General features: G+C 63.3%; 15 protein-coding genes. 2 read left to right on the top strand and 13 right to left on the bottom strand.

Going from position 1 to position 17,109, the window contains the following annotated elements:
- Window positions 1-45: 45 nt before the first annotated feature.
- The gene (locus tag AC3WMA_RS24040) at window positions 46-1,602 is read left to right on the top strand and encodes an ISL3 family transposase (RefSeq protein ID WP_076437715.1); all 1,557 of its coding nucleotides are present in this window, start codon (window positions 46-48) and stop codon (window positions 1,600-1,602) included.
- 378 nt (window positions 1,603-1,980) lie between these two features.
- Here AC3WMA_RS24040 and AC3WMA_RS24035 read toward each other — a convergent pair whose 3' ends face one another.
- The 9 genes from AC3WMA_RS24035 to AC3WMA_RS23995 all read right to left on the bottom strand — a co-directional run bounded on the left by AC3WMA_RS24035 (window position 1,981) and on the right by AC3WMA_RS23995 (window position 12,613).
- Window positions 1,981-2,697, bottom strand: a complete 717-nt coding sequence (locus AC3WMA_RS24035) for a GntR family transcriptional regulator (protein WP_492287788.1) — start codon at window positions 2,695-2,697, stop codon at window positions 1,981-1,983.
- Window positions 2,698-2,789: 92 nt separating this feature from the next.
- Window positions 2,790-4,202: a M20/M25/M40 family metallo-hydrolase gene (locus AC3WMA_RS24030; RefSeq protein WP_492287787.1), complete on the bottom strand. Its 1,413-nt coding sequence runs from the start codon at window positions 4,200-4,202 to the stop codon at window positions 2,790-2,792.
- A 99-nt stretch (window positions 4,203-4,301) separates the two neighbouring features.
- Window positions 4,302-5,837, bottom strand: coding sequence for an ABC transporter substrate-binding protein (locus AC3WMA_RS24025; RefSeq protein ID WP_492287786.1), 1,536 nt, complete (start codon window positions 5,835-5,837; stop codon window positions 4,302-4,304).
- A 41-nt stretch (window positions 5,838-5,878) separates the two neighbouring features.
- Complete coding sequence (locus AC3WMA_RS24020; protein WP_492287785.1) at window positions 5,879-7,414, bottom strand: ABC transporter substrate-binding protein; 1,536 nt, start codon at window positions 7,412-7,414, stop codon at window positions 5,879-5,881.
- 45 nt (window positions 7,415-7,459) lie between these two features.
- The gene (locus tag AC3WMA_RS24015; RefSeq protein WP_191124880.1) at window positions 7,460-8,260 is read right to left on the bottom strand and encodes an ATP-binding cassette domain-containing protein; all 801 of its coding nucleotides are present in this window, start codon (window positions 8,258-8,260) and stop codon (window positions 7,460-7,462) included.
- A complete protein-coding gene (locus tag AC3WMA_RS24010) occupies window positions 8,257-9,237 on the bottom strand; it encodes an ABC transporter ATP-binding protein (RefSeq protein ID WP_492287784.1) in 981 nt (326 codons plus the stop codon). The genes AC3WMA_RS24015 and AC3WMA_RS24010 overlap by 4 nt, the downstream gene beginning before the upstream one ends.
- Before the next feature lie 29 nt (window positions 9,238-9,266).
- Window positions 9,267-10,106, bottom strand: coding sequence for an ABC transporter permease (locus AC3WMA_RS24005; RefSeq protein WP_492287783.1), 840 nt, complete (start codon window positions 10,104-10,106; stop codon window positions 9,267-9,269).
- 2 nt (window positions 10,107-10,108) lie between these two features.
- On the bottom strand, window positions 10,109-11,119 hold the full coding sequence (locus tag AC3WMA_RS24000; RefSeq protein WP_055727152.1) for an ABC transporter permease: 1,011 nt from the start codon (window positions 11,117-11,119) through the stop codon (window positions 10,109-10,111).
- Between the two features lie 27 nt (window positions 11,120-11,146).
- On the bottom strand, window positions 11,147-12,613 hold the full coding sequence (locus AC3WMA_RS23995; protein WP_492287782.1) for an amidase: 1,467 nt from the start codon (window positions 12,611-12,613) through the stop codon (window positions 11,147-11,149).
- Between the two features lie 518 nt (window positions 12,614-13,131).
- Between AC3WMA_RS23995 and AC3WMA_RS23990 the strand changes: the two genes are divergently transcribed.
- Window positions 13,132-13,338 (top strand): hypothetical protein, encoded by a 207-nt coding sequence (locus AC3WMA_RS23990; protein ID WP_156367018.1) that lies wholly within the window; start codon window positions 13,132-13,134, stop codon window positions 13,336-13,338.
- A gap of 55 nt (window positions 13,339-13,393) precedes the next feature.
- On the opposite strand, the gene AC3WMA_RS23985 is transcribed toward AC3WMA_RS23990, so the two are convergent.
- The 4 genes from AC3WMA_RS23985 to AC3WMA_RS23970 are packed head-to-tail and all read right to left on the bottom strand — an operon-like array spanning window position 13,394 to window position 17,104.
- Window positions 13,394-14,551: an alpha-hydroxy acid oxidase gene (locus AC3WMA_RS23985; RefSeq protein WP_492287781.1), complete on the bottom strand. Its 1,158-nt coding sequence runs from the start codon at window positions 14,549-14,551 to the stop codon at window positions 13,394-13,396.
- A gap of 56 nt (window positions 14,552-14,607) precedes the next feature.
- Window positions 14,608-15,393: an ABC transporter permease gene (locus AC3WMA_RS23980; protein WP_191124885.1), complete on the bottom strand. Its 786-nt coding sequence runs from the start codon at window positions 15,391-15,393 to the stop codon at window positions 14,608-14,610.
- A complete protein-coding gene (locus tag AC3WMA_RS23975; protein ID WP_492287780.1) occupies window positions 15,375-16,118 on the bottom strand; it encodes an ABC transporter permease in 744 nt (247 codons plus the stop codon). Before AC3WMA_RS23975 ends, AC3WMA_RS23980 begins: the two co-directional genes overlap by 19 nt.
- Window positions 16,115-17,104, bottom strand: coding sequence for an ABC transporter substrate-binding protein (locus AC3WMA_RS23970; protein WP_492287779.1), 990 nt, complete (start codon window positions 17,102-17,104; stop codon window positions 16,115-16,117). Before AC3WMA_RS23970 ends, AC3WMA_RS23975 begins: the two co-directional genes overlap by 4 nt.
- Window positions 17,105-17,109: the final 5 nt, after the last annotated feature.

Raw genomic sequence — 17,109 nt, 5'->3', positions numbered from 1 at the left:
AGGTCGGGGCTGTTTTGATGCTGGTTTCCAGAAGGAATCAGCGCGATGAAGCAGCGATTTCGACCAGCCAGCTTGGTTCCCGCAGGTTTGATTGTCGACGGTATCACGATCGAAGGCGATCGCGTTGTTGTCCGAACCCGGTCCGCCGTCAGCGCCTGTCCATGTCCTGACTGCGGGGCGTTCTCGCAACGGATCCAAAGCCGGTATTTCCGGCGTGCAAAGGACCTGCCGCTCAGCGGCCGACGCGTCGAGCTCCAGGTCCTCGTTCGGCGCTTTCGCTGCGATGCCGTCCTGTGCGGCCGCCAGATCTTCGCGGAGCGCTTTGGTGACCGCGTCCTCGCGCCGCGAGCGCGTCGGACCGATCGTCTCGATCATATCGTCCAGCATCTCGGCCTCGCCTTGGGTGGCAGGCCCGGAGCAAGTTTTGCCGCGAGGATGATGCTACCGGTCAGCAACGACACGTTGCTGCGCGTGGTCCGGCAGCGTGCCAGGGTGCCGAGCGAGCCGCTGCGCGTGATCGGCATCGATGACTTCGCCTGGCGGCGCAATCACCGCTACGGCACGATCGTCTGCGACTTGGAGAGGCGTCGGCCGGTCGCGCTTCTTTCCGACCGGGAGCCAGCAACATCGGAAGCTTGGCTCCGCCATCAGCGGCTGGTCCATACAGTCGCTCGTGACCGTGGCGGTGGCTATGGAGAGGCGGTGGCACGGGCCCTGCCGCAGGCCGTCCAGGTTGCCGACCGCTGGCACCTGATGGAGAATGCCAGCCGCGCTTTCCTCGATGCCGTGCGCAAGTCGATGCGCCAGATCCGTAGCGCCATTGGTGCCACCGTCGTCAATCCTGCGCTCCTGACGGCGGCGGAGAAGCTGCAATACGATGGATATCTGCGGCGGGAAGAGATCAACGCGGCGGTCCTCGCCCTCTGGCGGGAGGGTGTGCCGATCAAGCAGATCGTCAAGCGCACCGGCCATCACCGCCAGACTGTCAGGCGGATCGTCCGCGGCGAGCGCAGCGACGTCTTCCGACCTCGCCAGAGTTCGTTGGATGCGCATCTGCCCTGGCTCGATGCGCAATGGGACGCGGGAACTCGGAACGCAGCTGCTCTCTGGCGCTCGATGAGGACGAAAGGCTTCCGGGGAAGCCTCAGGGTGATCTCGGAATGGGCGACACGCCGCCGCCGCGCGGAGAAAGCGGACGCAAGCAGCCTCGCGCGTGTCCCGTCGGCCCGGACCATCGCGCGGTTGATGACCACCGGTCGCGACAATCTCACAAAGGCTGAAACCGTCACGATCGCGGCGATCGAGGACGGCGTGCCGGCATTGGTCGAGGCTCGCGAGATCATCGCCGACTTCCATGCCATGATTAGGATGAAGCGGGCCGAGCCCTTGTCATCTTGGATCGATCGAGCCTCCCAAAGCCTGGTCGCCTCCTTGGCCAATGGCGTCCGACGAGACGAGGCCGCTGTGCGAGCAGCAATCCTCTCGACTTGGTCGAACGGTCAGACAGAAGGCCAGATCACCCGCCTCAAGCTCGTCAAACGCCAGATGTACGGCCGCGGAAAGATCGATCTTCTCCAGGCGCGTCTGATCGGCGCGCAATGATCTCAAATGTCAGCGGGATTGCGTCAGACCCAAGATTGGACGCCGATCGGGGGGCAATATTCCGCGCCGTTTGACAGCCAGGATCGCGCCGAAGCATATCAAGGCCACAAGCGGAACGAGTGTTAGGCAATGAAGAAGATTGCCGAGCCGAATTTTCTGCATGTCAGTCCCACCCCATATGAGATGAGATACTTACTTAGAAAACTAAATATTCTGTTTCCCTCGCCGCCGGACCGGCTCACGCTTCGTTCCTAAAGCGCTCTCTCGCATCTGCCGGCCGCATTGCTCCGATCGACAGTTTGGGAACGTCTGCTGCATCCAAGGTTTCGGGCCGCGCCGACAGCACGGGATCGCGGCGAAACTCACAATCGCCGCAGTTCAACCGATCGCCACCTGGGTCACAAGGCGGTCATTTGAGGCGGAGTTCGATGTGATGATCTTAACTACGGTATCGTGTGCACGCGTGAGATAATGGTCGTAACGCTCCTGAGCGGCAACGACGTCGCGTTGTTTGATAGCATCGAGAACTCCATGGAGGATGGCGACGGTCGTGCGCTTCTCGTCAACACCAGTGGAGACGCTGAGGATAATCCGAATGTAGGATATGCGATCGAAAATGGATCGCAGCAGGTTGCGAGCGGTATCGTTGTTGTAGCCGCTCCAAAGCACCTCGATGAGATCGCCAATAGCACCCACATACTCGATCGGGCGCCCTATGCACTCTTCGGCACGCAGGAGCGCAGCCTCAAGCCGCCCGACAATGTCGGTGTCGAGCTGCCGGATCATTTTTTCCAGCATCTTGGCTTCGAGAATCCGCCGGACCTCGTAAATCTCGGACGCCTCAGTCGCGGTTATGCTTGAAACGACGACGCCTTTATTGTGCTCGCGGCGGACCAGGCCCTCTGCCTCGAGGTGACGCATCGACTCCCGAATGCAGGTCCGGCTTACGCCGGTCTCAAGGCACAGCTGCCGCTCGACGAGGCGTTCACCAGGCTTGAAGCGCATCGTAAGGATGGCGTTGCGAAGCACGGCCGTGGTGCGTTCTCGCAAGCTGACCTTATCCTGGACTACGCGCAGTGAAGGCACGTCATTCATGGCGATAATATCTGGTTTCAAGTGGATCGGCGTGGCACCGCCCCCCTAGCAGTCACGCCGCCCCTCGTAGACAGATTACGCCTTCGCGGCAATTAGCCGGGGTTGCCAGCTGACTGCGCGGTCGTTTCAGCCCCGATGTCCCAGAAGACACCAGCCATGATCCCTAGCCCGTCATGGAACAGCGAGATCAACCCATGTTCATCCGGGCCATGCTGACCACAGCCTCCATAGGACTGCGGGATCCAGAGAATCGGCACGCCGAGCGTCTGCTTGAAGAACTCCGACGGTCCCGAAGCCCCGATGTTGGGGATGAGGTTCGGCGGGCGGCCGACGGTCGTCTCCATCGATTCCGCCACACGGCGAACCCAGAGATCATCGGGATCCGTACGCGAGGGCGGAAACATGTCCCGCTCCACCACCGGCCGCACCTCGACCTCGGTGAAGCCCTGCTCCACCAGATGACGCTTCAGCGCCGGCGCGACTTCGGCAGCGTCGACGTCGACCGTGTGCCTGAGCTGGATGCGCGCCTTGGCAAACCCGGAAACCGCCGGCACCGGCGCCTCCGGCTGACCACTGACGGAGGCCAGCACGATGGCGCTGCTCCAGGCATAGATCTTCTCGGTCCGAGAGAGACCAGGCTCCCCCCAGCCCTCGTCAGGCTTCAGAGCGCCGGGCGCATCTTCGATCACGACGGCGCGGCTGGCCCGTGTGACCGATTCCGGCACCGACTTCGGCGTCCATCCTGGAACCAGGATCCGGCCATCGCGCGAGATAATCGTCGAGATCGCATGCGCCAGGATCACGGCGGGGTCCTTGAGCAGCCCGCCCCAGTGGCCGGAATGATGCGATCCCTCGCGTAGATCGACGATCAGATCGACCGCCAGCCCTCCCCGCGTGCCGAGCGTTATGTCCGGAACCTGCATGCTCTGACGCGGGCCGTCGAGCGCGATGAACACATCGGCGGCGCAGCGTTCTCGATGGCGTTCCAGGAACGCCTTCAGACCCGGCGAGCCAGCCTCCTCTCCGGTTTCGACGAAGATCTTGGCGTTGAAACCGAGCGATCCCTTTTCTTCCAGGATTGCACGCAGCGCCTCGATCGCCAGCAGGTGCTGACCCTTGTTGTCGACGACGCCGCGGCCATAAACACGATCGCCCTCGACCTTCAGCTTCCATGGATCGAGATCCGCACGCCAACGTTCCGGCATGGCCCGAACGACGTCGCCATGGCCGTAGATCAAGATGGTGGGCAGGCCATCGCCCTCATGCCGCGTCGCGAGGAGGACGGGCCCGTGTTCCTCCAACGGATTTGGCAGGATTTCGACCGAGAAGCCGAGTTTCGAGACGATCGGTCCCAGTCCCTCGGCGCAGTAGCGTTCCAGTTCCTTCTTTCTGCCGGGAGGATGGCTCTCGGTCTGATAGGCCACCAGATCCGCGAGCTGCCGCAGGAAGCTGCCATCGTCGATATACCCGCGTGCGCGGCGCAGGACCTGTTCGCGTACCGTCATCGTCTCAATCCAATACCGTTTCGGGGCGCTCGGGTGTCACGAGCGCCGACTTCGCGGAGCTTCACACCGGCCCGGTCGCTCGACCGGCCGGTGCAGAACTCAGGATACCGTGATGTCCGTGAGCCAAGGCTCGCCGGTGGCATCCGCCGGCCAGTTGATGTTCGAGCGAACGCCGTTCACCAGACGATGCGTCCAGAGAAAGACCACTGGCGAATCCTGCGAAAGCTTATCGCTCAAGGACCGCTGGAGATCGCACTGGACCTTGGTGTCGAACGCCGCCCTAACTTCACGGAACAGCCGGTCCGCCTCGGGATCCGAATAGTTCGTTCGCCGCGAGCCGCCTGTCTCGAAATACTGTGCCAGAGCTTCGAGCTGGTCGTTGGCCGCTGACCGGCCGGTATAGTAGAGCGGCAACTTTCCCTGACGGATGTCATTGGTAAAGTTCGCGTAATCGGGCGTGTTGAGCTTGGCCCTGATACCCACCTGCCGGAGCATCTGAGCCAACGCTTCGCCGACCTGCCGATCCGAGACGTAACGCCCGTTCGCGGTCGCGAACTCGACGTCGAAACCATCGGGGAAGCCCGCCTCCGCGAGCAGCGCCTTGGCCTTCTTGGGATCATATTCGGGCCGGGCCGCGCTCGGAGCAAAGCAATCCTGATGCTTGCCGATGGCCCCCTGCATAGGATCCGCAAGCCCGAAGAGCAGCCGTTTCACGATCAGATCGGCATTGATCGCATGCGCCACCGCCCGGCGCACCCGCGGATCGTCGAAGGGCTTGATCTTGACGTTCATGCCCAGGAACATCCATTCCAGCGAGCCTGTCTCGACCTCCTTCACGGCCGGGTTCGACTTCAGGCGATCGACCAGTTGCGGCGGGATCAGGCGCGCGATCTGCGCCTCGTTGTTGAGTAGAGCCGTGACGCGCTGCTCCGCTTCCAGAATCTGGCGATAGATCACCGTCTCCGGTGCCGAGGCCGGCATACCCGGCCATGAGGGATTGCGGGCGACGATCACACTGCGATCGATGTCGAAACGGTCGAGCTTATAGGGGCCCCAGCCGAAGGCGGCAGCCTTGTCGGCATTTGCGCCGTGCTTCTCGTGAAGATCAGCACTCGTCACCACGAAGCGGTCGAACAGGAGCGACAGCAGCTGCGCCACCGGGCGCTTCGTGACGATGTCGAAAGTCCGATCGTCGACGCGTTCGAACTTGTCGACCTCGGTGAGGAAGAACGCCTGCTGGCTCGCTGGGTCGCTCAGGATGCGCCGCCAGGAGTGCACGACGTCAGTTGATGTGGGGCCCGGACCGCCGTCGTGGCGCTTGAGATCGCTTCTGAGCTTGAACCGCCAGCGTGTCGGCTCGACGGTTTCCCAGCTCTCCGCCAGCACGCCCTCATAGGCCTTGGCGGCGTAGTTGTACCGGCCGAGGCTCCCGTAGATCTGGCTCCAGATATAGTAGAGGTGGATACTCGAGTGGGCGTAGGGATTGACGTTGTTCAGGATGCCCGTTGTCGTGATCGTGAGCGCCTTGCCCTGTGCGGAGGCAGCGGTCGGGATCAGCGGCAGCGGCATCAGTGCGGCCGCGGCCGCACCCATGATGGTACGCCTCGACGGGCCGCGCTTGGTCGGGTCGGTCATGGCTGAATCGCCTTCGTTTGTAGCGGGATAGTGGACTGTCATCAGAGGCGGACGTCGGGCAGCCAGATCTCGCCCGAAGCATCCGGCACGTAGCGCAGCCCCTTGCGGACGCCGCTGACGTACTGGTGATTCCAGAGGAAGATGCCTGGTGCCTCGGTCTCGATCAGCTGGCTGATCTCACGGATGATCTTGCAGCGTTCGGTTATGTCGAAGGTCCTGCGCTCGCGTTCGAACAGCTCGTTCAGCTTAGGATTGTCGTAGCCGATGCGCGGCGTGACGCCGGTCTCGAAATACTGCGACAGCCATTCGGACGGCTCGAGCGCAAGGCCGCGCCCCATGTAGTACATGGGCGCTTTGCCTGCCCTGACATTGGCCCAGAGCCCGGCGAACTCCGGCGTGTGGAGCGTTGCCTTGAAACCGGCCTGGTTCAACATCTGGGTGATCGCCTCGGCGATCTGTCGATCGGAGATGTAGCGGCCGGTGGCGGTGAAGAAGTCGACGACTGGCCCACCACCCGCATAGCCGGCCTCGGCCAGAAGCTTGCGTGCTCCCGCGACGTCATACGGCGTCTTTTGGTCGATCGGAGCCGTGTAGCAGATCTGCTGCGCTCCAACCGGGCCATCGAGCCGGTCTGCCATCCCAAACAGAATACGCTGGATGATCACATCCTTGTTGATCGCCATCGCAGCGGCCCTCCGCACGCGCGGGTCATCCCAAGGCTTGGTCTTGACGCTGAAGCCGATGAACATCGGCTCGTTCGAGGGTGCGCGCCGGATCTCGACGGAAGGCACGTTCTCCAGCCTGCCGACCAATTGCGGAGGGATCAGCCGCGCGATCTGAACCTCGCCGTTCAGCAGGGCCGTGACGCGCTGGTCCGGCTCGGGGATACGCCGGAACAGCACGTTGCGCGGAGAGGTTTCGACCTTGGCAGGATAGGCATCATGCCGTTCGAGCGCGATCCGGTCACTGATGGCGAAGTTTGTGAGCTTGTAGGGGCCCCATCCAATCGGCGCCGTGTTGTAGCTGGCGACGCCTCCTTGCTTCTTGAAGATCTCTTCGCTGGTGATCGTGAACTTGTCGAACAGTTGCCCCAGCAGCGACGACGCCGGCTCTTTCGTAACAACGTCGAAGGTATGGTCATCGACGCGCCGGATTTCCTTCACGCTCGAAAGATAGAACCGCCCCTGGCTTTGCGGATCGGTCATGACCTGGTTGTAGGAATGCAGGACGTCGGCAACGGTGGGACCGGGGCCGCCATCGTGCCGGACGAGATCCTTACGCAGATGGAAGCGCCAGGTGACGTCATCGCGCTGCTCCCAGCGTTCCGCGAGCTGGCCCACGAACTTGCGCTGCGCATAGTCGTAGCGGCCGAGGCAGCCGTAGACCTGACACCAGATCGAGTACATCTGGGCGCTGCTCTCGGCGTAGGGGTGACGCGTCACCAGCGTATCCGCAGTCGTGACGACGAGCGTCTCGTTGGCCGGCCGTTGCGCGGTCTGGGCTGAGGCGGGCGCTGCGATAGCGATGGCGGCAGCGATCAAGCTCGCTGCGAGAACGGGGCTGCTCTTATGTGACATCCTGGCTCCTCCGGCGTTATGGGCTGCTGTCCCGAGTACGTCGGCTCACCCAGCCATTCTTGGGACGGCTTGGATCAGCTTTCGCGTGTAAGCATGTTCGGGGTTGGAAATGACGGCGCTCGCTGCGCCGGATTCGACCACGCGCCCGTGCGCGAGGACGATGACCTTGTCGCAGAGATAGTCGATCACGCCGATGTCGTGGCTGATGAACAGGATCGTCAGGCCGAGCCTGTCGCGGATGTCGAGCAGAAGATTGAGGATCTGCATCTGCACGGAGACGTCGAGGGCCGACACCGCCTCGTCTGCGATCAGCAGTCGCGGGTCGGTAATCAACGCACGGGCGATGCCGATGCGCTGTCTCTGTCCGCCGCTGAACTGGAATGGATAGCGCGATCCGGCTTCGCCCGGCAGCCCGACCAGCTGCAGCATCTCCCGGACGCGCTCCGCCAGTACCCGCTTGTTTCGCTCGCCGGCGATACGCAACCCTTCACTGATCACATCCGCGACGGTCATCCGCGGATTGAGAGACGAGTATGGATCCTGAAACACCATCTGGATTTGACGGGAGGCGGCAGGCAGCGAAATACCCGCTGCGACGTCCACCAATGGCCGGTCCTCCGAGGCCAGGCGCCCGCCACTTGCCTGCTCGAGTCCGACGATGATCCGCGCGAGGGTTGATTTTCCGCAGCCGGATTCCCCGACGATGCCCAGGATCTCTCCCCGCGGGACTTCGAATGAGACGTCGGTCAGAGCCGTCACGCCGGGCTTGCTGCTAAACAGGCCGCCGCGCCCTGCATAGGTCTTGCTGAGACCCTCGGCACGCAGCACCGGATGGTCGGGGGTCATTGTGGATAAAGGCATCGGGCCGCCTGCGCAGTCTTGGTTGTCCGCAGCGGAATCTCGCCGCGGCGGCAATCGTCCTGGACGCGAGGGCAACGCGGAGCGAAGCGGCAGCCCTCAAACCAGTTGGCCACCCCGGGCACCTGGCCCTCGATGCCGGCCTGGCGCCGCCCGCCTTCGCGCCGACGCGGGATGCAATCGACGAGCGCGCGCGAATAGGGGTGTGTCGGGTGGTCGATCAACTGGTCCGCGGGGCCGCTCTCCATCAGAACGCCGCCATAGAGAACGCCGATGCGATCCGCGTAACGGCGCACCAGAGAAAGATCATGGGAGATGAACAGGATCGAGAGCGCATGCTGATCGCGCAGGCGCAACAATAGCTGCATGATCTCCTGCTGGATCGTGACGTCGAGCGCCGTCGTCGGCTCGTCCGCGATGAGCAGCGCGGGATTGTTGGCCAGTGCCATGGCGATCATCGCGCGCTGACGCATGCCGCCGCTGAGCTCATGGGGATACATGGAGCGCACGCTCTTCGGATCTGCGAACTGGACGCTCGCAAGCAGGTCGAGGACCCGCTCGCTGCGCTCGCGTCTGCTGCCTCCGCCCGCGACGGCGAGAGCCTCCGCGATCTGCCGCTCGACCGTCATCAACGGGTTGAGCGAGGTCATGGGCTCCTGGAAGATCATGCTGACCACACGACCGCGCATCGTCTGGACCTGGGACGAAGGCGCCGACACCAGGTCCACGCCATTCAGGGACAGTTTCCCCTCCATGCGCAGCATGGAGGGCGGAAACAACCTCATGATCGAGCGTCCAAGCACAGTCTTGCCTGAGCCGCTTTCTCCGACGACGGCGTAGAAGTCGCCCTTGCCAATCGTGAAGGTCACGCCGTCGACGATCTTCAGATGCCCGCCCTGATGCGTGCGCAGAAACAGCGAGAGATCCTCGGCCTGCAGCACCGGTGTTGAAGTTGAACCGTTCATGCGTGGAGGGGTCGCTTGCATGGCATTTGTCACGACAGGTTTAGAGCGGCCTTGGGATCGAGCTGATCGCGCAGCCAGTCTCCAAGCAGGTTGAGGCCAAGCACGGTGAAAAAGATGCCGAGGCCGGGCAGGACGGCCAGCCACCATGCGCGTGTGATGTAGGAGCGGCCCTCCGCGAGCATGCCGCCCCAAGTCGGGACGTTCGGAGGCACGCCCAAACCCAGGAAGCTCAGGCTCGATTCCGCCAGGATTGCGGTGGCCATCGTGAAGGTGGCGATGATGATCGCGGAAGCGAGCAGGTTCGGCAGCACATGGTGACGCAGGATCCAGCCGGTACCGCCGCCCATGATCTTTGCTGCCGAGATGTATTCCCGGGAGCGGAGCATGAGCGCCTGCGCGCGGGCGATCCGGCAATAGGGAATCCAGCGCTGGATCGTGAGCGCGATGATCACGTTGCCCAGGCTCGGCCCGAAGAACGCGAGGATCGCGATCGCCAGCAGGATTGGCGGAAACGCCCAGAACGTCTCGACGACCTTCTGGATGACCGCGTCGCGGGCACCGGCGAGATAGCCCGACAGCGCTCCGATCAACACCCCAACGACCCCCGACAGCACGACCACCGACCCGGCAATCGCCAGGGAAATGCGCGCGCCAGAGGTCATCCGTGCCAACAGATCGCGGCCAAGATGGTCCGTTCCCAGATAATAGCCGCTCTCGATGCCGAATGGCGGCTCGAGCGCAAACATGAGGTTCTGCTCGTTAGGATCATGTCCGGCGACGAGGCCGCCGAGGAGTGCGAGCAGAACGATCGCTCCCAGGCAGATAGTGCCGATGACGAATTTGATCTCGAGAAAGCGCCAGGGCTGCATCGTCACGTCCTCGCGACGCGCAGCCGCGGATCCACGAGGACGTAGATCAGATCGACCAGTATGTTCATGAAGATGAAGATGAATGTGTAGGAGATGACGATACCCGTCGTCAGCGGAATGTCGCGGGCGGTCACCGCGGCATAGAGCAGCGAGCCAAGCCCCGGCCAGGAGAACACCACCTCGACGACGATGCTGCCGCTGATCAGCGTGCCAAGTTCCAGGCCGATGATCGTGACGATCGGCACCGTCGCGTTCGGCAGCAGATGCCGAGAGACCACCTCGCGGCGCTTCAATCCTTTGGCAACCGCGGTGAGCACGAACTCTTCCTGCCCGACATCGATGACGGCGGACCGCGAAATTCGCGCGATGATACCGATCATGCCGAAAGCCAGCGTGGCGGCCGGCAGGACGATGAAGGACAGCGCCTGACGGAACAGGTCGAACCGCCCCTGAAGGAGGCTATCCAGCAAGATAAAGCCTGTCAGCTCCCGGATCGGCACGTCGAGCGGTATCCGGCCGCTGGACGGCAGGAGATTGAAGTGGCCCGAGACCAGCAGCACAAGGAGAATACCGACCCAGAAGGATGGAGCGCTGACGCCGAGGACGGCCAGAAGCGAGCCCAAACCATCGAGCCAGCTGCCCTTCTTGAGAGCAGTCGCGACGCCGAGCGGCACCGCGATCACGGCAGCCAGTAGCAGGGCGGTGAGAGCCAGTTCGAGAGTGGCGGGCAGCCGTTGGCCGATCAACTCGGCAACGGGCGCATGGTAGCGATAGGACGTGCCCATATCGAGGCGCGCGAGATTGCCCAGGAAGTAGAAGAACTGCACCAGGACCGGCTGGTCGAGCCCCCATTGCGCGCGCATGCGAGCAATATCCGCCTCGCTCGCATCCTCGGCGGCGAGGGTACTGGCTGCGTCACCGGGCGCGAGCCTGACGAGAGCGAAGATGCCGAGTGCCACCAGGAGAACGACCGGGACGGCTCCCAGGATCCGCGTGGCGAGGGTTCGTAGCATGACTAAACGCTTCCTCCAGCTCGGCTGTCAGCCGACCGCTGCCACGGGCCGCATCCGATCATCGGCATGGGCCGCGCGAAGATAGGCAAGATCCGGCAAAGGCCTGGCGAGAACGGGCGAACGCGCGAGCACGGTCTCGATCGCCTCGGCGCAGCGCAGCAGATGAAGATCCGAGTTCCGGCGCCCGACGATCTGCAGGCCGAAGGGCAGGCCACGGTCGTCCAGGCCGCAGGGGATCGAGATGCAGGGATGGTTGATCAGCGTGATGCCATAGGTCAGGCCTACCCAATCAAAGTAGTTGGCAATCGCCCTGCCCTCTATCGAGGCTGGATACATATCGTGCTTTGGCCACGGATAGGCGCCGACCGTCGGCGTGATCAGGAGGTCGTACTCCTCGAAGAACGCCTGCACGCGCTGATAGATACGGCTGTGCTCGATGAACGCCAGCGACGCATCCTCGAGGCTGAAGCGCGATGCGTGGTCGAGGTTCTGCTGGACCAGCGGCCCCCACTGCCGAGGCTTCTGCTTTTGCCGATCGGCGAACATGCCGATGTAATTCACGGCGCGCAGCACCTCGTAGACATGGCGGGTGTCGCCGAAATCCGGGTGTGCTTTGGCCGTGGACCGGAAGATCGAGGCGAACGCGGCTGTTCTTTCGTCGAACACGTTCCGCAGCCCAGGCTCGCAGGGGGCGAAGCCGAGATCCTGCGAGAAGGCGACCTTCAGTGTCGAAGGATCGATCGGGCGGTCATCTCGCAGGGCAAGCGGGGTCGCGAGGGCGTCGATGGAGGCTGAGGTCGACATCGCATTCAGCATCAGCCGGACATCTGCCACGTTACGCGCCATCGGCCCCTGCACCGGCAGATGCGACAGGCCGATCAGGCGCTTTTCCGAAGCCACGATGCCCGCCGTCGGGCGGAAGCCGACCACGCCGCAATATGACGCCGGGATGCGCAAGCTGCCCGCATTGTCCGAGCCGTGTGCGAGCGGCATCATGCCCAATGAAAGCGCGATACCGGAGCCGCCCGAGGAGCCGCCGCACGTCAGCGCTACATCGAAGGGGTTTGCACTGACGCCGTAGACCGGGTTGAAAGTGTTACCGCCCGCGCCCCATTCCGGCGTGTTGGTCTTCGCGAAAACAATGCCGCCCTGGCGGCGGAGATTGGCGACCAGATGCTCGTCCGCGGCCGGAACATTCTCTTCGTAGAGCTTCGAACCGTAGGTCGTGCGCAGCCCGGCCGTATCGTTGAGGTCTTTCACGCCAACCGGCAATCCGTGCAGGGGCGCCAGCGCCTCCCCCGACAGAACGGCCTTCTCGGCTGTTTTCGCCGCTTCTGTCGCGCCTTCGACATCAAGAGCGACGACACCGTTCACGGCGCCGTTCACCTCCTCGATGCGGGACAGGCAGGAGTTGAGCAACTCCACGGGAGAAAGCTGCTTCGCGCCGATTAGAAAGCGCGCCTCGGACGCGGTCAGATCACAGGGCTGGGTCACGAAACATTCCTCGGATGGGCAGCATCACCGTTGTCAAACGGTATGCCATCATACGAATACGACTTTAGGGGCGTTCTAGTGTCAAGGCGCCGGGACGACCCTGCTAGCTACGCCCCGCAGAAACTGCTCGAAAATTAGGCAAAGAGAGCGCCGAGCTTCTTCAAAAGCCCGTGGCAGGCGGCCTCTCGGTAGCGAAACGTTGCTCGACCACGAAGCGGTCGCGTTGTAGCGAACCGAGTAAACGTTTGGAGAAGCGAGATTCTCTCTGGCATCGTGAGCACTCGCACATCTCTGGCTATTATTTAGGCAAACCGTTGAGATTGGCCTGAAAGACGGAATCGATCTGGCTCCGTCCGCAGCGCTGCCCTACGCCGAACTATCGGATACGTGCGACGCTTTCCTGGTCCTCGAACGGAAAGCCGAATGGCAGCAAGGCTGCTTTTGTTTTGGACCAGCCAACCACGATGGTTCAAGAATCCGGCAGGTTGCCTTGAGGCGACGCCGAACGGAGAATGACCATGCCACTGATCCGGATTGAGTCTGTCGAGGACGCCGCTTCCGGCCGGTTCGCGATCGAGATCTACTATCCTGCAGACGCTGAACGTCCCCTGGTCACGACGGCACCGCGCTATAAGAGCGCCGCCGCCGCCGAGCAGGACACGATCGCCATTCTGGCGTCCACGGCGAACAATCCGGCCCCCGAAGAGCCTGCCAACAGACGCTGATATCGCGACTTTCACACCGTCAGACGACGCGGCCGAGCGCGCCGTGGCAACGCTGTTATGGCGGCGGCGAAACGATCTGCATTTGCTGCAAGTCGACGAGATTGCCGGCTCCGGCCAGCGCCAGAGTCCGGTCGACCTCATCACGCAGGATCGCGAGGACCCTGGTGGCGCCGGCTTGGCCGGCAGCGGCCAGCCCGTAAAGGGTCGATCGCCCGAGCAGTACCGCATCAGCGCCCAGAGCTACGGCTTTGACAATGTCCGAGCCACGCCGGAACCCTCCATCGACGAGGACGCGTCCCCGTCCGCCGATTGCAGCGACCATGCCCGGAAGTGCGTCTATGGTCGCAGGGGCACCATCGAGCTGTCGGCCGCCGTGGTTCGAAACCACCACCCCGTCTGCCCCGGCCTCAAGCGCGCGGACGGCATCGGCCGAGGCCAGGATGCCCTTGACCAGGAGCGGCCCCTCCCAAATCCTCTTCAGCCGTTCGATATCCTCCCAGGCGAAGGACGGGTTACGCTGCGAGCGGGTGAAGTCCGCGAGTTGCGACGCGGACGCGCCCGGAGGCAGGAACTCCGCCAGGTTCTCGAAGCGAGGCATGCCCCGGCCGAGCCAGACTGAGCGCAGCCAGGCAGGATGGGCCAAACCGTCGAGCACCACGCGGGGGGTGATCCGGAGTTCGTGAGAGAATCCATTCCGCAAATCGCGCTCGCGCTTGCCTGCGGTCAAGGTGTCAACGGTCACGATCACCGCGCTGTAGCCGGAGCGCTTAGCCCGCTCGAGCAACCGCGCCGAGAAGGCGGCATCACCCCACGGATAGAGCTGGAACCAGCGAGTGCCAGGCCCGGTGGCCGCGACCTCTTCCAACGAATTGTTGGACGCTGTCGACAACGCGAACCCGACATCCGCGGATGCAGCTGCCCGCGCCAGTGCAAGATCCGCGTCAGGCCAGAACAGGCCGTTGAGGCCGGTAGGCCCGATCATGAAGGGCGAGGCGAAGCGTGTCCCGAACAACTCGACTGACTGGTCGCGCTTCGCATTCCCCGTCAGGACCCTAGGCATGATTTTTAGCCGCTCGAACCCGGCGCGGTTGTCACGCAGCGTGGTCTCGTCTTCCGCCCCGCCGTCGAGGTAATCCCAAACAACGCGCGGCAGACGGCGTCGCGCGGCCGCTGCGAAATCGGCGACATTCGTTGCGGTCTTGAGCAGGCTCATCTGATTTTATCCGGATTATGCGCCCGACCCTCGTCACGTGGCGCTGATAAGAATGCTCAGGGAACACCGTAGCGCCGGCCGATGGCGCGCAGGACGGCGTTGATGCTGAGTGCCAGCGCAAATACCAGGAGCAGCAGCGCGTACATTTCCGCGGTGCGGAAGGCGTTATAGTCCTGGATGATCAGGTACCCGAGCCCCTTGTTCGACATCTTTACTTCAGCGAGCAGTGCCCCGATCAGGGCCACGCCCACGGCAAGACGCAGGCTTCCGAGCAGAGGAACCACAATCGACGGCAGGTAGACGATCCGCACCAGCTGCAAGGTCGAGGCGTCGAAGCTCCGCACCACCTGCACCAGGATCCGCCGGACCTCGCGCATGCCGCCGAAGGTGGCGACCGCAACCGGAAAGAAGGAAGAAATCGCAGCCATTGCGATCTTCGGTCCGGCGTCGATGCCGAAGGCGAGGATCAGCACCGGCAGGAAGATGATCTTCGGCGCGGGGGCGAGGGCCCGGATCCACGGGTCCAGCATTGCCGCGAGGAAGCGGGACGCGCCCAGCGACACCCCACAAGCCACGCCCAAGCTGGCGCCGATCGCGACCCCCGCCGCGGCCTCGTATGCAGTGCGACCGAGATGCGGGTAGAACGCGGGATCGGCGACTTGGCGCAGCAATGCGACAGCGATGGCCGGCAGCCCTGGCATCGCACCCTCGAAGACAAGCCCTGAGGATGAGATTGCCTGATAGGCGGCGAGCAGACCCGTCAAGGTCAGCAGCCTGATGGCGCCCACGGACAACCCCCGGTCCGCGGCCGCGGCGGGCGGCGTCATGCCGATCGCAACCATGCTTCGCTCCGTTCGATGACGAGAAAGAATGCGCTGCTGAGCATGACGACGAAGACGATGGCGGAATACATCGATGGAATGTCGTAGCGATCGTACATATCGGCTACGAGATAACCGAGCCCACCCAAACCCACGAGAAACTCGACCGCGACGATGTTGATCATCGCATAGATCAGCGCGAGCCGCAGCCCGACGAAAATGCTTGGCAACGCTGCAGGCAGGATAATCTTGATCAGGCTCTGCACATCGCTCATGTGCAAGGAGAGCGCGAGATTGTGGAATACCGGCCGCAGGTTCACGATCCCTTCGCGGGTCTTGATGATCACGGGGATGACCCCAACGACGAAACCCATCACCACGATGGTTACGAGGCTGCGTCCGAAGAAGATCAGGAACAGCGGGTAAAGCAGGATGATGGGCGCCGAGAAGGCCGCCTCGAGCCAGGGCTCATAGGCCTGCCCGAACCTGCGGTGCCTCGCGAGCAGAGCACCGGCGGGCACCCCGACGAGCAAAGCAAGCGTGGTCGCCAGCAGCGTCGTCTGAAAGGTCACCCATGTGGCATATCCGAGCCCCTCGTGCAGGAAGAGCCCGGGTATCGCGGCCAGGGTCTCCGATGGGGCCGGCATAACAAAGGTCGAAACCCAACCGCCGCGCGACAACGCCTCAAGAGCTGCCGTCGCGACGATAAGAAGGCCCAGGCTGGCCCCACTTCCGCTGAGCCTCATGCGAGGAACCGCCCGACATTGGCAGTAAACGCCTTGATCTGGTCCGGTGTCAGCGGCTTCGACAGACGCTTATCCTTCACCGCCTGAGCGATGCTCAGTTCGATGTTCCCGATCGGCGCCAGCGCCAGCGCCGCCTTCGGATAGTTGGTGTCGCGGGCCTGCCGCGCCGTCGCGATATCGACACGGTTCAGCTCGGCATACATCTGCAGAGCCTCGTCGCCGTCATAGGCCCAGTCTATGGTCTGCTGCATTCCCTTCGACAGGCGCGCGAGCAACTCCGAACGTTCGGCCAGGAACCGGCTATTCGTCATTCCGACGCGGACAGTCTGCGCCGCAAGTCCTGGCGCGTCGTTGCCGCGCGCGATGATCCGCAGCTTGCCGGCGCGTTCCTCAGCGAGCCCCACCGTAGGTGCGGACCAGCCGACATCGATCTGGCCGGACATCACCTGGGTCAGTGTGGCGCCGGGACCGCCGGTTCCGACGAGCTTGGCCTTAACGCTGGCATGGTCGATCAGGGTCGATGCAATGAGCTCGGTCGATGCGCCGGGGCGCGAGAAAGCAATCGTCTTGCCGTTGCAGTCAGCAAGGCTACGGATCGGGCTTTCCGCCCGCACGTACCAGAACAGGTCACTCGAACCCGTCATGGCCGCGTTCGTCACGGCGATCGGCGCGCGCTTTTCGAATGCGCTCAACGCGCCAAGAATTCCGGGCGCGACGCCGAAGTCGGTCGAACCGGTGATGACTGCCTGTTGAATGTCCGACCCACCATCCGACCAGATGATGTCGAGATCGAGCTTGTGATCGGCGAAAATGCCCTTCTGCTGGCCAAACAGGATGAGAGTGGTGTCCCAGAAACCCTTCTGGCTGCTGACGATGCGCATCTTGTCGGCGGCGCGGGCGACGCGCGGCATCAGGCCGGCGGCCAAGCCACCGGCAATAGCCGTCCGCCGCGTCGGTCCGATCCAGTTCTTTCGTTCGGTATTCATCGTGG

The organism is Allobosea sp. FW305-C-101 (assembly GCF_058783685.1).
Note: the sequence above shows the minus strand (reverse complement) of the source record. Positions and strands in the feature narration are given on the sequence as shown.

Excerpts from the sequence above, each read along its gene's own strand:
- AC3WMA_RS24000 (WP_055727152.1), bottom strand. The coding sequence starts at position 11,119 with ATGCTACGAACCCTCGCCACGCGGATCCTGGGAGCCGTCCCGGTCGTT.
- AC3WMA_RS23980 (WP_191124885.1), bottom strand. The coding sequence starts at position 15,393 with ATGGTTGCGATCGGCATGACGCCGCCCGCCGCGGCCGCGGACCGGGGG.
- AC3WMA_RS24015 (WP_191124880.1), bottom strand. The coding sequence starts at position 8,260 with ATGACCCCCGACCATCCGGTGCTGCGTGCCGAGGGTCTCAGCAAGACC.
- AC3WMA_RS24040 (WP_076437715.1), top strand. The coding sequence starts at position 46 with ATGAAGCAGCGATTTCGACCAGCCAGCTTGGTTCCCGCAGGTTTGATT.
- AC3WMA_RS23975 (WP_492287780.1), bottom strand. The coding sequence starts at position 16,118 with ATGAGGCTCAGCGGAAGTGGGGCCAGCCTGGGCCTTCTTATCGTCGCG.
- AC3WMA_RS23970 (WP_492287779.1), bottom strand. The coding sequence starts at position 17,104 with ATGAATACCGAACGAAAGAACTGGATCGGACCGACGCGGCGGACGGCT.
- AC3WMA_RS24025 (WP_492287786.1), bottom strand. The coding sequence starts at position 5,837 with ATGACCGACCCGACCAAGCGCGGCCCGTCGAGGCGTACCATCATGGGT.
- AC3WMA_RS24035 (WP_492287788.1), bottom strand. The coding sequence starts at position 2,697 with ATGAATGACGTGCCTTCACTGCGCGTAGTCCAGGATAAGGTCAGCTTG.
- AC3WMA_RS23990 (WP_156367018.1), top strand. The coding sequence starts at position 13,132 with ATGCCACTGATCCGGATTGAGTCTGTCGAGGACGCCGCTTCCGGCCGG.
- AC3WMA_RS24030 (WP_492287787.1), bottom strand. The coding sequence starts at position 4,202 with ATGACGGTACGCGAACAGGTCCTGCGCCGCGCACGCGGGTATATCGAC.
- AC3WMA_RS24010 (WP_492287784.1), bottom strand. The coding sequence starts at position 9,237 with ATGAACGGTTCAACTTCAACACCGGTGCTGCAGGCCGAGGATCTCTCG.
- AC3WMA_RS24005 (WP_492287783.1), bottom strand. The coding sequence starts at position 10,106 with ATGCAGCCCTGGCGCTTTCTCGAGATCAAATTCGTCATCGGCACTATC.
- AC3WMA_RS23985 (WP_492287781.1), bottom strand. The coding sequence starts at position 14,551 with ATGAGCCTGCTCAAGACCGCAACGAATGTCGCCGATTTCGCAGCGGCC.
- AC3WMA_RS24020 (WP_492287785.1), bottom strand. The coding sequence starts at position 7,414 with ATGTCACATAAGAGCAGCCCCGTTCTCGCAGCGAGCTTGATCGCTGCC.